Below are 13,305 nucleotides of genomic sequence, written 5' to 3'. Positions count from 1 at the left end.
GTCGTATTTTTGTTTTGCGGCGCAATTTCTGAGCCCTTATTTTGCAGCGGGGAATCTGTGAGGTTCGGCTACGCACTGGTAGAGCACAGCACCGCAGCGGCGGCAAATCAGATACTGCAGCCGGTTGCCCCGCAGGCCGTGTTTTTTGAAGGTCACCAGCGCCTCGCCGTGCTGCCAGCCCAGACCGATATTCGTGCTCCCACAGTATTGGCATTGCTGAACGGGAAACTGTATATTCATTACGTTTGCCCCTCCTCTTTCAGTTCGAGCCGGATACGCTCCACCTCTACCTCCTGGAGCAGCCCCATGGCCAGCCGGAACCCGGCTTCGAAGCTGGCTTGGGCAAGGTTTGCTTTCAGTTGGTCTTGCGCATCCACCAGGCGCATCAGCTCCCGCCGCTGCGCCTGATCCAGACAGTCCCGCACCTCCTGACGGGTGTTTTCAATTTCTTCCTCCAGCTCGCTGAAGTCCGTGGCCCGGAAGTAGCGCCGGTACAGTTCGCTCATGTAGTAGCCCATGTGTGCCGCCTCCTTTGCAGCAACACACAATACCCTAATCTTAGAGGAATAGCCAGTGGTTTTGACCACAGTTATCAAACTGTTATCATTTGCAGGGGGACTTTCTTTGTTATACACTGTATTAAAATCACCCCGCGTTTTCGATTTGCAACTATAAAATTCTTATGCTACAATGCAGATGTAGCCTTACTTTACGACACTTTAGGGAGGGGTAGGTTTACATGGCGGACGGTAAAATCTATGCGATAGATGAATTGAGAGCATTGATATCCCCTATTGCCGCCCAATATGGTGTAGACCGCATCTTCCTTTTTGGCTCCTATGCCAGAGGACAGGCCACGGAAAACAGCGATGTTGACCTGCGCATAGACAAAGGAAATGTGAAGGGGCTGTTCACTTTGGGGGCACTATACAGCGACCTGGAAGAACGGCTTGGGAAAAAGCTGGACCTGTTGACCACGGGCAGTCTGGACCAGCAATTCCTCAGTCATATTGCGCAGGAGGAGGTGCTGTTATATGACCATACCCAATCGTGACATCCAGATCCTACAGAAGATCCAGGGATATTGTGATGACATCATGTTTACCCATACGGAGTATGACCGCAACTACAACACCTTTTGCAGCAATCCAACCTATCGGAACGCGATTGCGCTCTGCCTTTTACAGATTGGGGAGTTGGTGAAGAAACTTTCTGATGAATTTGTCCAGTCACATACCACAATACCGTGGAAAGCAATTCGCGGTATGCGAAATGTAGTTGCTCATGAGTATGGCCATATTGACATTGATACAATATGGGAGACCTCGGAGGCCGAGATTATAGAATTACGTGACTTTTGTGCGGCACAGATTCGTCTGCAGCAAGGGCATAATTCATTTTCCGGCCCGACCATGTCGTGACAGCAGAATAGGGTTATGGGGCCCAGCAGCAGCACCATGCTGCAGCTTGTTCATTCTGTAATTACTTTGCTCCCCGCCATAACTGGCGGGGAGTTTTTTACCTCTACCTCATGGTCATACCACCCATCGTCTGCTCCACATGGTCATTCGGTTTATGCCCCAGGGCGATCCGCTTTTCCTGGAGCGCCTGAAGCCGCTTGTGGTCAATATGCAGCCCGATGCTTGTGGAATCCTCCGGCACATTGTCCCGGAAGATGTTGCCCATCTGGCGGAGGAGCTGCGTGGCAGAGAGCATCAGGCTGGGTGGTCCGGGCGGGCCCTGCTCCATGCGCTCCTTGAAAAACTGTGCATAGGTGTGCCCCTGAACTGCCGCAGCCTGGAACCAGCCATAGGCAATGTCCTGATCCTGCCCCACACCCTCTCCCATCAGGTACAGCTTGCCCAGCAGATACTGCGCCCAAGGGTTCTGTGCCTCTGCCGACTGACGGAGATATTCTGCCGCTGTATTTGCGTTTTTGAGTACATGCTCACCACTGAGATACTCCTTGCCCAGGGTATAGGCGGCATAGTCGCTCCCGTTTTGCGCCGCTGCATTCAGCCACCGGATACCCTCACCCGGATCGTGTACGTCGGGATCGTCAGATAGAAGCAGTAGCCCCAAAGCGTATTGGGCAGCAGGCAGTTCCTGCCGGGCCGCCTGCTCCAGCCAGTGCCTGGCCTTCTCTGCATCCGGAATCAGCAAACCGCCGTCCCGGTACAGCTGTCCCAGGAAGGTCTGGGCGTAGGGATCGCCCATCTTTGCCAGCAGCTCCAGCCTCTCAGCGGCCTCGTCCCGTTCTTCCAATGGAAACGCCTCGTTTTCAACAATTCTCCACAGCTCCCGGCAGGTCCAGGTGAGTGATCGTTCATCCACCCAGTCGCCGTAGTCTTCCATATCTCTGTCCTCGAAAGAGATGTGGTTCAGTCGGACGTGCTCGGCCTCCTGGATTACCGCATTTTTGATGGCGCGGAACTCTTTCTGTTCAGAGAGCGGCGGGCGCTGCCGCGCTCTCTCGGCGTAGAAGTCATTCACTTTACATTGCAGCTCCCACCACTTCTGGTAGCACCTGTCCACAACAGGCAGGTGCTCCAGCTGGTTTACGATCTTATCGACCTGCTGCTTTATCTGCTTTGGAAGATAGCCATAGGACTTCTTACCCTTCACATCTTCGAGGCTCTGGGCCAGATTTAAGATCATCCGCTCTGCTTCAGGATACTCACAGACCGACTCACTCATCTGCCGGGACAATTCCAGCATGGCCTTTCGGGTCTCCCGCACCAGTTCATCTCTGCTTTCAGACTTCTGCTCATAGAGGTGGAGCATCTCCTGTTTGAAGATCTGATTGGTCAGCGTGGACTTGATCTGCCGGATGCCATCCCTGGACAGGTAGGCCTGTCCAGGTTTCACCGACCACGCCATCATGTGCACGTGGGGGTGCTCCCCTTCATCGTGGAAGGCGGCGTACCAACGGAAGTCCTGAGGCTTGATATTCATAGCGGCGGCGATGTCGTTGCGGTGTGTACGCAGAAGTGCACGCCACGCCTGGGCATTGTCATAGCCCAAGCGTTCAGCATCCTCCCGGCGGAGGGAGATGATGTGTGTCCACACATTTCCGGCGTAGTGTTCCAGCTCCGACATGGCCTTGTCCAGATCCACACCATCCTCGTCGCCGAACAGCCCATGGTCACCCAGACGCTCCGCTCTGGGACGAGTGGCGATGTACCTGACGTAGCCCTCCGAGGATTGAACCTGGGACCAGTTCTCCTCCAGGGCCAGCGTGATGAGGGACGAGGCATTGGCCTTGGTAGGGTGCTGCGCATAGTCCTCATACTCCAGCAGATCTTTGGTGTCAGGAAAATCTTTTACCAGTTTTGTGATAAGCTGCTCCTGCTTGCGGGTAGGCGGACGGTCATCCGGGATGATCTCCACCCGTTCCCGCGTTGCGATGTACTTCATGTATCCGTCCGCACCCTGACCAACGCCGCACTTGATATACGGGCTCTTGACGATCAGTCTTGCCATGGGTCATCCTCCAGCTCCCGCAGCTTTTGTACCAGTGACACCTTGCCGTTGGTCTTTTTCACGTTGGCCACACTCTCCGCCCGCTGACGGCGCAGCTCTTCCTCGCTCACGTTGACACACTTGAACAGCATACTCAGTCCCATGTCCAGCTCCACCGCCTGTTTGAAGAGCAGCGACGCCATACGGTTTTCCATCTGATCCAGTCTGCCATCCAGATAGGACTGGACGGCGGACTGCAGAAACAATCCGGAGTTGTTGGCGCTGAGATAGTCCAGATAGAAGTCGATGGCGTTCTCGATGAATCCGGTGATGCTCCGGCTGCCGTCTTCGGTATACCTCCGCTCCAGGGCCGCCTTTTTCTCCGGCGACAGGTAGACGGGGAATTTCTCTTTTTTGCTCATAATGGCCTCCTTTCCGGGGCTTGACCCCTATTTTTTCCTTGTGGGAGTAAGCACAGCGGGATAACGACCGCAGAATTTCCTGTTCGCTCTGCTTTTGACCCCATTTTCAGCACTTACAGAAACGCCTGAAACTGCCCGCACTGCGGGCAGAAGTGACTGGCAAAGGCGTCGATGTTGACGCCTTGCCTTTATCCTGCTTCTTATTTCGTCCCTCGAAAGCGGCCTAATCCGCTCCCAAAGCCCCAGGTGGGGTAGGGACTCTACTCTGCCCAGAAGCAGGGCACACAGCGCCTCACAACGGGGTACACGGGCGTTTTACGCTTCCAGGCGAAGCAGCTGCTGTTGATAACAATAATCCACCGCCATCTGTATCGGCAGGATGGTGTAGAGGTTATTCCCATTCCACTTCATACCACATTTGTCAATATAGCTGGTGCTCTCCACCGTGATGAACTGCCTGTCCGCCAACTTCGTAATGTGCTTCATCACAGTGGACACGGCAAGATGCACCGCATCCGAGATCGTGCGGTAGCTGGGATGACACTGATGTGTCCGACGATCTTCACAGTAGAGCAGGTAAGCGTAGACGGTGATGGCCCCGTGACCGATATTCAGGAAGAACAGCTCATTGGGCAGAGAGAAAAAATTCTTGCTGGTGTTTTTGAAGACGGGAACCATGTGCTGATCCAGCAGCCCGCGATGGTTGAGTTCAGAGATCTGTTCCGCAGCCATGTCTTTGCTCATGTGCAAACGGAATGCAATCTCCTCTGCACTTGGAGCAATATAATTTTTGCAATGCACATGGAGATAGCAGAGATAAACAAGGACAGCAAATCCCTGCGGTTTGAGATTCCACTTCCAGATGTCATTGGGAATTGAGAAACGACACCGGTTCATCCGCGATCACCTCCCTCCGTGTGCTCTGTGACCCATCGGATGAATTGTTCCTTGGGCACCACCATGCGGCTGCCCACACGCAGTACCGGGAAGCCTGGTTCGTGCATGAGTTCGTATCCGCTGGATGGCGACACGCCCAGCACCTGCGCTACCAGATTCGCATTGAGAAACAGCGGCAGGTCATCGTAGGTTTTGTAGACAGATTCTTTCATTTCAAATTCTCCTTTATAAAAAAGTAAGGACATCAGCGGCGGTGCTGATGTCCTTCTGCTTGTATTGTGTCGGAGATTTTGATAGACTTGGAAAAAAGTGAGACAATTTATTTTTCAGGTGGGACAATTTTGAGAGGGGGCATGTTCACATGTATGGAGATATCGTCTTCTATACCCACAGCAGCACCATAGAGTACGGCGGAGAAATTTTTGCGGCCGGTGAACTGACCGCAGACATATTGAACTTTGCTCCCGAGGACTACCGGCCCATTCAACGCCTTTTGAACCGCATGAAGGAGTTGGCCAGACAGTACGAGGACACATTGGAGCGCGGCGTATGGTGGGAACTGAACAATCAGTTGATCGAGCTGCGCAGTCAGTTGATGCGGTATCGGGTATTTCAGATTTTACTGAAGGAAGATGACCGGTTTCTCAACGAGACCCAGCAGTACACAGAGAGCTATTCCTTGTTCACTGACGAGGAGATGGATGAGCAGGAATGCACTATGGAACGATATCTTGATCTGTACCAGAAGGAGGAAGAGGAACACCGGACACCACCTTTTCTCCTCATTGTGAATGGTGGCAGAGAGGACAAGTGGCGGTATTACAAATTGCAGATGGCCCGCTATCAGCGATACATCGATGATGTTATCGTGTTCAATCCTACGATCCATAACTTTATCAACTTTCTTCTCTCCAAATTGAAACGAAACTCCCCGGAGGCGTACGCCGCCGCCCTGTATCAGCTTTACAATGACGAGCGCCTGGTGGAGAAGCTGATTGCGAACCCTACCGGCCCGGATCGGCCCTTCTATCAGAAGTACGATCACTGTGTGGTAAGCTATCTGCCCAGAGAATTCCCGGACGGAACCTTCGCCATCGCCCAGGAGCACACAACGGACAGTTTGCAGATGCTGCTGAAGGCCGACTTCATGACAGCGCTGAACGCCGGACATAACATCCGCCGCTGCATTGTCTGTAAAAAATATTTTCTGGTTCACAGCGGTGTCCACGCCCTCTACTGTGAGGGACGCTGCCCGTTGGATGAGCGCTTCACCTGCAGGCAGTACGGCAGCTATGAAATCCAGAAGGAACTGGCCCGGGATGTACCGAAAATCCAGGCCAAGATCACCGCCTTTAACCGCATCCGGAAGGACTATCAGCGGGGAGCCATTACAGAGGAAGAGATGCGCCGCCTGAAGGACGCTGTGCGGGACGAGTTGTTTGACGCACTGAGCAGCCCCGATATCTCCAATGAGGACTTCAAGCAGTCAATCTCCTCCGAGCGCCTTTACCCACTTTACGGCATAGCCCGCCAGGCCAAGCCTCGGGGACGTCCCCGCAAGGTGGAGGACGGTGACGACGCATGACCAACGAGAAATTGTTGGAGCAGATGGCCAACGGCGATGAGGCGGCTCTGACCACGCTGTGTCTGATGAATATAGGATTGGTTAAGGAGCGTGCCCGGTTGATTGCCCGCCAGTATCACTGCCTGCGTCAAACTCAATACGGTGGTTTGAGCGATTACGCAAAAGAAACGCTCTCGGAACTGGAGAGCGTGGGAAAGCTGGCATTGATAGAGTGTATACGCACCGGCAGTTATGACACGGAAAAGGGCCGGTTTACCACTTACATCACCCCGTTTCTGGACGGAGCCATGCGGCGGCATCTGGAGTGCAGTATGGGGACACTTGCCCTGGACCGGGACAGCATGGGATTGGTGAGAAAGGCCCAGCGTCTTTATCATCAGGAAGGGAAAGAACTTAGCGAGATCTGTATATTCCTTGGAATCTCTTTCCGTGGGCTGCCAGGGCAGTTGCCTACCCCACACATTTCTTTTCTGTCTATGACCTGCAAGATTCAGATGATGACGGCGATATTTTTGAGCGGCTTACCACGAACCACCTCTCAGGCTCTGCGGAGGATGCTGTGATTCGGTTAGTGACCATGGGATGCCTGCTAGACGAGTTTATGCAGCTTTCCAAGAAGGAACAGGACATTCTTGGACGATGCTTCGGTGTGTACGGTTTCCCTAAGTCAGATTTGCGGGAAATTGCCATGCGAAACCGCATGAAGGAGTCCGGCGTGGAAAAAGCCAGGGATCAGGCACTGAAACACCTTCGGGATCGGTACCGGAATAGCTTTGCCTGGAAGCTCCGCCGGGCCAGACAGATTGTGCTGGAGGTCATATGTACAGAACATCTTTGTTAACAGCATGATAAAAAATTCAGCTATTCAATGTAAGGTAGCGGCGGACAGCGCAGCCCTAATGCGCCGAGAGTTTAAATCATCCATTTTCAATTGACTTACTGCAAATATTCTTTATAATGGTAACCAAACGAATATAGTGCTCCGACTTTTGTGGCACCGGCGCGTTCTTTTTTGGAAGACACGCCGGGATGTTCCGCTGAACAAGGGAATTGGGTGAAACTCCCAAACACGTTTCCGGGAACCGGATGTAGTCTCGGATTCTGTAGCTGTGAGCATAGAGTGTCTGTTTTTTCTGCGAAAGCAGGTCACTGGCAGGCTGTAATGGCCTGACTGGGAAGGCGAACCAGATGCGCGGATGCGGTTGTCCGCATCGGGATATGCGAGTCAGAAGACCTACAAAATAACGGGTGTTATTTCTTTGCGAAACAACACCTGTTCTGTCTGGAAAAGCGGTAGCATTTGCTGCCGCTTTTTATTTTTGTATCAAATGGGAGGCTGATTGGGATACAGGCGCTCTTGCTCCAGCAAGTTGGACATGAGCAGCTGACAGAGGAAATGCTCCAGTTTATCCATGAGTGCAGCTTCCTGAAGCAGAGGTAAATCACAGCGATAGTGCTGTTGAACCTGGCGCAGCAGATGCTCGCCCCAATCTCCGGCCTCCAGTTCAGTCAGCATTCCAGCACGGCGCTGATCTTCCAAATGCACATAGAGCACCACAGCCCCAACCAGGAATGCGTCCTGATCCAGTTTTTTTATGGTTCGGGCAATTGCGGCATCCTGCCCCGGTCGCCGGGCCAGGCAATAAGCGGACAGCGTGTCCGCAGTGATCCCAAAGCGATGCAACCTCCTGAGTACGGTATGCTGCTCCTGCGCACAAAAGCCGGTTTGTCTGAACAGCGCCTCCGTGACGGCCTCCCGGACGGCCTGCGCCGCCAGTTCTCCAAATTTAAAATGTTTGCCTGCGTTCAGCAGCATTCCTTCCTGTCCGGTTCCGCAAATGATGACCATGCCGTCTGTCCCGGTTCCGGTGGCAAGCTCTCGTGATATGCTGCTCCCCTGCATCAGATCCCGAAGCACAGCGGTCTTGGCCTCGGTGGCTGTGAGTATCAGCTCCGCCATGGCGCCGGGAGCAAGAGGCCGATCCGTGATCAGAAAGATATTGATGGTTCCGGGCGGCACAGAGGTGAGCGCGCCGTCTGCCTCTGTCAGAAATGCCGGATCACCGGCGCAGAGCGCGTTGACGTCGGCACCGCCGGATACTGCGGCCGTAATTTGCAGATCCTCCCAGCGTTTGGTGATGACCACCATGTTGTCCAGATTTGCCGCCGTATCCAGGCCGGTGGTGTGATCCGGATCCAATCCCAGACGTCTGGCCACCGTGCGCTGGTGTTCCCGCAGATTATTTCCCTGCATAGGCTGACAGACACCGGCCATGCCGCAATCACAGTAGTTGAAAGCGGCGGTCAGATCGTCCCGCATGCCGCCGCCGTTGGCCCCCGTGGACAGCACCATGCGGGGGCCGGAAAACCGAAAGACAGCAGCCTGTTCTGTGCAGGTCAGGCGGTCGCCGTTGCACAGCTCAAAAATACGTTCCATACATCATCCTCCGGGATTCTCCGAGATGTTCTGAGCAAATTATAACAGATAACAATAAGTAGGAAAAGGCGAAAGGAACTGTTGGAAATGAAAATGCGAAATGTGCTCCCGTTCGCGCTGGCTGTACTGCTTCTGGCGGCCCTGGCCGGGTGTACCCCGGCGGAAAACACGGATGCGAACACCACACCGCAGCAAACACAAAGCGCATCGACCGACCGTCCGGACACCGATCGCAGCGGCAATCCCATTACTCTGCCGGATCAGGTGGACAGCATCATCTCCATGGCCCCCTCTGCTACCCAGACGCTTCTGGACCTCGGCATGAAGGACAAGCTCATCGCCGTGGATACCTATTCCGCCATGTACTTTGGCCTGGAGGATCTGCCCACCTTTGACATGATGGAGCCGGACACGGAGCAAATGGCTGTCCTTGGTGCAGATCTGATCTTCACCACCGGTATGAGCGCCTCCTCCGGCGCCGATCCCTTCAAACCTCTGCGGGATATCGGCGTCTGCGTAGCGGATATCCCCTCCGCCTCCAGCATCGAAACCATGCTGGAGGACACCCGGTTTATTGCTGCCTGCGTGGGTGCTCAGGAAACATGCAAGAGCCTGATTGCGCAGTTCCAGGAGGAACTGGATCAGCTGTCTGACATCGGAGCAGGCATCCAGGACAGTAAGCGTGTAGTGGTGGAAATCGCATGCGCGCCCGACATCTACACCGCTGGCAGCGGCACCTTCATGCAGGAGATGCTTACGGTCATCGGCGCGGAGAATATTTTTGCCGATCAGGAAGGGTTCATCGCCGTGACAGAGGAATCGGTGATCACCCTGAATCCGGACGTTATTCTGACCATGGTGGACTACGTGGAAGATCCCGTAGCAGAAATCCTGGGGCGAACCGGCTGGGAGCATGTTACCGCCGTGGCCAACGGGGACGTGTATCTGGTCAACACGAATGCGGTATCTCTTCCCAATCTCCATGTGATCGACGGCATGAAGCAGATGGCCAAGATGATCTATCCCGACGCATACGCAGGGATCGAAGATCCCTTTGCCAGGGAAGCTGCGGCATGAAGCGGATCGTCAAGATACTCCTTGCCGTTGCCGCGGCCCTGCTCATTCTGGTGGGCAGTATCGCCGTCGGCTCTGTGAATCTCTCTCCCGGACAGGTGACAGAGATTTTGATGGCCAAGCTGTCCGGCGGCTCCGGAACCGTTGACCCAAATCTGAGCGCCATCGTATGGGAGATGCGCTTTCCGAGGGCGGTGCTGGCCTTTCTGACCGGCGCGGCTCTGTCCGCCAGCGGTACAGTCATGCAGTCCATTTTGAAAAATCCGCTTGCGTCCTCCTATACCCTGGGCGTTTCCTCCGGCGCCAGCCTCTGCGCAGCTCTGGTGATGGTCACCGGCGTTACGTTCCCGCTTCTGGGAAGCCTGTTCACCCTGCCGGCAGCGGGTTTTGCCGGGGGGCTGGCCACGGTGTTTCTGGCCCTGGCCTTTGCCGCCCGGTTGGACGGCAAGATGGAGAATCAGACGGTCATCCTGGTGGGTATGGTGTTCTCTCTCTTTGTCAACGCCATTCTGACGCTGATCACCGCCCTGTCCCGGGAGCACCTGCAGCAGATGGTCTTCTGGCAGATGGGCGGCTTCACCGGCCGGAACTGGTCCCATGTGGCAGTGATGTTCCCGGTTCTGGTCCTCTCCATGCTGGTATTGCAGCGCTTTACTCCGGAGATGGATATCATGAGCTTTGGAGAGGAGCAGGCCATGTCCATCGGCGTGGATCTCAAGCGGATCAAGCTCCTTTTGATCGGCATTGCCGCCCTGCTGACCGGCACGGCAGTGTCGCTGGTGGGTGTTATTGGCTTTGTGGATCTGATCGCGCCTCATGTTGTGCGGCGGATCTTCGGTTCCTCCCACCGTCTGGTGCTGCCCTTGTCCGCCTTGTTCGGCGGCACATTTCTGATGTTGGCGGAGTTGGTTTCCCGCACGGTGATGGCGCCCACGATTATTCCTGTAGGAGCGGTGACAGCACTGGTAGGCGCTCCCTTCTTCGCACTGGTGTTCTTCCGCGGCAGAAAGCTGAAATGAGGTGGAGTTTGTATGCTGCATCTGAAAAATATTTGTGCCGGATATGGAAACGGAGATATTCTGCACGATATTACCTTTGATCTGCCTCTGGGACAAAATCTGTGCATTCTGGGGCCTAATGGCTGCGGGAAAAGCACATTGCTGCGTACCATCTCCGGTCTTCTGGACTGCCGTGGGGAACTGACCCTGGATGGGAAGCCGGTGGCCGCCATGCGCCGGCCGGAGATTGCGTCTCACATGGCCATGATGAGCCAAATGAGCACCGTCTATTTTTCTTTTTCGGTCTTTGAAACAGTGATGATGGGCCGGTATCAGAAGCTGCGCCGGGGACTTTTTGCATCCCCGTCCAGAGAGGACAAGCAGTGTGTGGAGCAGTATCTGCGGGCCACCGGGTTGGAGCCGCTGCGGGAGTGTCAGATCTCCGAGCTGTCGGGCGGCCAGCTTCAGCGGGTATTTTTGGCCCGGACGCTGGCCCAGGAACCGGAGATCATTTTACTGGACGAGCCCACCAACCACCTGGATCTGAAGCACCAGACAGAGCTGGTGAGCTATCTTAAAAACTGGTCTCAGGAAAAAGGACGGACTGTCATCGGCGTACTCCACGACATCAACCTCTCCCTGATGCTCTCCGAGCAGCTTTTGTTTTTGAAAAATGGTTCTGTGGCAGGGATGGGGCCTGCCAATATGCTTCTAACAAGAGAGTTTCTCCATGAGGTTTATGATATGGACGTAGCCTCATATATGATGGCCTCCCTCAAGCGTTGGGAGCAGGTATCTTAACGGTATTCGGACATGCAGAAAAGCACATGGCCTGTCCCTGCGTCGGGTACAGGCCATGTGCTTTTTCTATTTTTCCCAGGGCGTGTACAGACAATAGGCCGGACAGAGCTCGCCCATATAGATCCATACATTTTCTCCCATTTCGATGGGCTCCCCGAAAACCAGGTTAGGAACCATCAGCTTCAGAGTGGTGCGTTTGAGACCCTTGATGTTTTCCCCCTCCTGAGTGGGAGCCTTGCTGAAATCCTCAATCCGCTGGGCCAGATCGCTGATTCCCAGCTCCCGGGAGAGCCGGGGGATTACCTCATCCTTTACGGCGTATACCACATGATCCGGATTTTCAAACCAGGTTCGACTTATCATAACGCTTGCCTCCTGTCAGTTGGTTTTTTGCGCCAGTTTTTTGATCTCGCCATACTTGCCGATGATATAGTCATAGCCCTCCCTGCGATGGGGAATCAAGCAGCCGCTGCAATCCTTAATCCCCCCGGCAATATAGGTGAAGTTTCCGCCGCATTTATCTCCCAGTGCATACAGCGGGCAGTAGCAGAACAGGCAGTTAAAGTTTTCCGGGTCATTGGTGGAATGGCAGGGGAAGTATTCGCATTTGCTGTTGGAAAAGAACTGAAAGTGCTTTTCGGACGTCGATGATTCCATACCGCTTCTCCTTTCATTTTACTGACTGATACATCACTCATGATATACTGACCGGCGGTGAAACAGAAAAAGGAGGTGCCCGGGCGGCACCTCCTTCTGACAAAAACACGCTGGCCCTAACAAGAAGGCCAGCGAGCAAAGCAACGTACACAACGGAGGACACGCCCGCTGTTTCCCCCTGCATCCTGCCATGGTGCAAGTCTCCTGACTTACGTTATGAGAGCTTGGCCCTCTGCGTCCATTTCCTACCTTCTCACAGGGTCTTCCCCCGCAATGGCGGACTTTCGTCCAGACGGCATACGCCGCTTCGGAATGGCCTCACGTACACAGTGCCGGTCGCGCGGGACTTGGATATCCCATTCGTTTTAGCTGCTGCCTGATCCTTGTTGGCAGGATCGTTACAGCAAACAGCCACACCATGCAATAGATACAGTGATATGAAATTTTCAAACCGGCGGCAAACGCCGGGCCTGGAACCAAGAATGGATTTGAATATAGCATAGCACGCCTTGTGCAGGTTGTCAAATGCTCTTTAATTTGTTTAGAAACAGGGTTCCAAGGGCTCCTTTCTGAAGAAATTTAAAAAATAGCAAAAACAGAATAGCATTTTGATACGGCTTGTGCTATAATGCAAAAGCAACAAGGAAAATTAAATATGAAATCCGGCTTTTGTGGCAAATGCGCGACCCGGCTCTTATGAGCTGGACACGCATCCTTGTTTCTGAACAAGGGAATCAGGTGAGAATCCTGGACATGTTTCGTCCGTGACCCGTCCGTGAAAACGGCGGCAAAGGGGCGATTCTATAGCTGTGATTGTGGAGCAAATCCGTTTTCTGCGAAAGCAGGTCACTGGCGGCTGTAATGGCTTAGCTGGGAAGGCGGCGGATTTGCGTTGGCGGGCATAGCTCCGCCTGGACACATCAGTCAGAAGACCTACTAAGAGCTTACCCCCGGATCTCCGGGGCTGCTCTG

16 protein-coding genes and 2 riboswitches are annotated in these 13,305 nt (G+C 54.1%); of the genes, 7 read left to right on the top strand and 9 right to left on the bottom strand.

All coding sequences use genetic code 11. The features are described from left to right. Positions 1–36 precede the first annotated feature (36 nt). Positions 37–240, bottom strand: coding sequence for a hypothetical protein (locus E0E41_RS12560; protein ID WP_024723875.1), 204 nt, complete (start codon positions 238–240; stop codon positions 37–39). Next, positions 240–518, bottom strand: coding sequence for a DUF6809 family protein (locus E0E41_RS12555; RefSeq protein WP_009257217.1), 279 nt, complete (start codon positions 516–518; stop codon positions 240–242). Before E0E41_RS12555 ends, E0E41_RS12560 begins: the two co-directional genes overlap by 1 nt. A 221-nt stretch (positions 519–739) precedes the next feature. Between E0E41_RS12555 and E0E41_RS12550 the strand changes: the two genes are divergently transcribed. Next, positions 740–1,054: a nucleotidyltransferase family protein gene (locus E0E41_RS12550; RefSeq protein ID WP_130870214.1), complete on the top strand. Its 315-nt coding sequence runs from the start codon at positions 740–742 to the stop codon at positions 1,052–1,054. Then, positions 1,035–1,421: a HepT-like ribonuclease domain-containing protein gene (locus E0E41_RS12545; protein ID WP_130870213.1), complete on the top strand. Its 387-nt coding sequence runs from the start codon at positions 1,035–1,037 to the stop codon at positions 1,419–1,421. The genes E0E41_RS12550 and E0E41_RS12545 overlap by 20 nt, the downstream gene beginning before the upstream one ends. A gap of 103 nt (positions 1,422–1,524) precedes the next feature. Here E0E41_RS12545 and mobP3 read toward each other — a convergent pair whose 3' ends face one another. From mobP3 to E0E41_RS12525, 4 genes are all read right to left on the bottom strand, one after another. Next, complete coding sequence (gene mobP3 / locus E0E41_RS12540) at positions 1,525–3,483, bottom strand: MobP3 family relaxase (protein WP_130870212.1); 1,959 nt, start codon at positions 3,481–3,483, stop codon at positions 1,525–1,527. After that, on the bottom strand, positions 3,471–3,884 hold the full coding sequence (locus E0E41_RS12535) for a hypothetical protein (RefSeq protein ID WP_130870211.1): 414 nt from the start codon (positions 3,882–3,884) through the stop codon (positions 3,471–3,473). The genes mobP3 and E0E41_RS12535 overlap by 13 nt, the downstream gene beginning before the upstream one ends. 315 nt (positions 3,885–4,199) lie before the next feature. Further along, positions 4,200–4,628 (bottom strand): helix-turn-helix domain-containing protein, encoded by a 429-nt coding sequence (locus E0E41_RS12530; protein WP_242623839.1) that lies wholly within the window; start codon positions 4,626–4,628, stop codon positions 4,200–4,202. A gap of 149 nt (positions 4,629–4,777) precedes the next feature. Continuing rightward, the gene (locus E0E41_RS12525) at positions 4,778–4,993 is read right to left on the bottom strand and encodes a helix-turn-helix transcriptional regulator (protein WP_130870209.1); all 216 of its coding nucleotides are present in this window, start codon (positions 4,991–4,993) and stop codon (positions 4,778–4,780) included. Between the two features lie 149 nt (positions 4,994–5,142). Here E0E41_RS12525 and E0E41_RS12520 point away from each other — a divergent pair, with 149 nt between their 5' ends. Both E0E41_RS12520 and E0E41_RS12515 read left to right on the top strand, forming a co-directional pair. After that, on the top strand, positions 5,143–6,366 hold the full coding sequence (locus E0E41_RS12520) for a DUF6076 domain-containing protein (RefSeq protein ID WP_130870208.1): 1,224 nt from the start codon (positions 5,143–5,145) through the stop codon (positions 6,364–6,366). After that, positions 6,363–6,929, top strand: coding sequence for a hypothetical protein (locus tag E0E41_RS12515; RefSeq protein ID WP_130870207.1), 567 nt, complete (start codon positions 6,363–6,365; stop codon positions 6,927–6,929). Before E0E41_RS12520 ends, E0E41_RS12515 begins: the two co-directional genes overlap by 4 nt. A gap of 432 nt (positions 6,930–7,361) precedes the next feature. Continuing rightward, positions 7,362–7,622: riboswitch (cobalamin riboswitch) on the top strand. Positions 7,623–7,690: 68 nt separating this feature from the next. On the opposite strand, the gene E0E41_RS12510 is transcribed toward E0E41_RS12515, so the two are convergent. Beyond that, positions 7,691–8,803, bottom strand: coding sequence for an adenosylcobinamide amidohydrolase (locus E0E41_RS12510; protein WP_130870206.1), 1,113 nt, complete (start codon positions 8,801–8,803; stop codon positions 7,691–7,693). An 87-nt stretch (positions 8,804–8,890) separates the two neighbouring features. On the opposite strand from E0E41_RS12510, the gene E0E41_RS12505 reads away from it, so the two are divergent. From E0E41_RS12505 to E0E41_RS12495, 3 genes are read left to right on the top strand one after another with little or no spacing between them, the layout of a single operon-like run. Continuing rightward, positions 8,891–9,880: an ABC transporter substrate-binding protein gene (locus tag E0E41_RS12505; protein WP_130870205.1), complete on the top strand. Its 990-nt coding sequence runs from the start codon at positions 8,891–8,893 to the stop codon at positions 9,878–9,880. Continuing rightward, positions 9,877–10,896: a FecCD family ABC transporter permease gene (locus E0E41_RS12500; protein ID WP_130870204.1), complete on the top strand. Its 1,020-nt coding sequence runs from the start codon at positions 9,877–9,879 to the stop codon at positions 10,894–10,896. The genes E0E41_RS12505 and E0E41_RS12500 overlap by 4 nt, the downstream gene beginning before the upstream one ends. A 12-nt stretch (positions 10,897–10,908) precedes the next feature. Then, positions 10,909–11,676 carry an ABC transporter ATP-binding protein gene (locus E0E41_RS12495; protein WP_130870203.1) on the top strand — a complete coding sequence of 256 codons (768 nt, stop codon included), beginning with the start codon at positions 10,909–10,911 and terminating at the stop codon, positions 11,674–11,676. A gap of 66 nt (positions 11,677–11,742) precedes the next feature. Here E0E41_RS12495 and E0E41_RS12490 read toward each other — a convergent pair whose 3' ends face one another. After that, a complete protein-coding gene (locus tag E0E41_RS12490) occupies positions 11,743–12,039 on the bottom strand; it encodes a hypothetical protein (RefSeq protein ID WP_130870202.1) in 297 nt (98 codons plus the stop codon). 15 nt (positions 12,040–12,054) lie between these two features. After that, a complete protein-coding gene (locus tag E0E41_RS12485) occupies positions 12,055–12,333 on the bottom strand; it encodes a cysteine-rich small domain-containing protein (protein WP_130870201.1) in 279 nt (92 codons plus the stop codon). Between the two features lie 691 nt (positions 12,334–13,024). Beyond that, positions 13,025–13,285: riboswitch (cobalamin riboswitch) on the top strand. Positions 13,286–13,305 lie beyond the last annotated feature (20 nt).

Origin of the sequence: Intestinimonas massiliensis (ex Afouda et al. 2020), assembly GCF_900626285.1 — a bacterium.
Lineage (GTDB): Bacteria > Bacillota > Clostridia > Oscillospirales > Oscillospiraceae > Flavonifractor > Flavonifractor massiliensis_A.
Note: the sequence above shows the minus strand (reverse complement) of the source record. Positions and strands in the feature narration are given on the sequence as shown.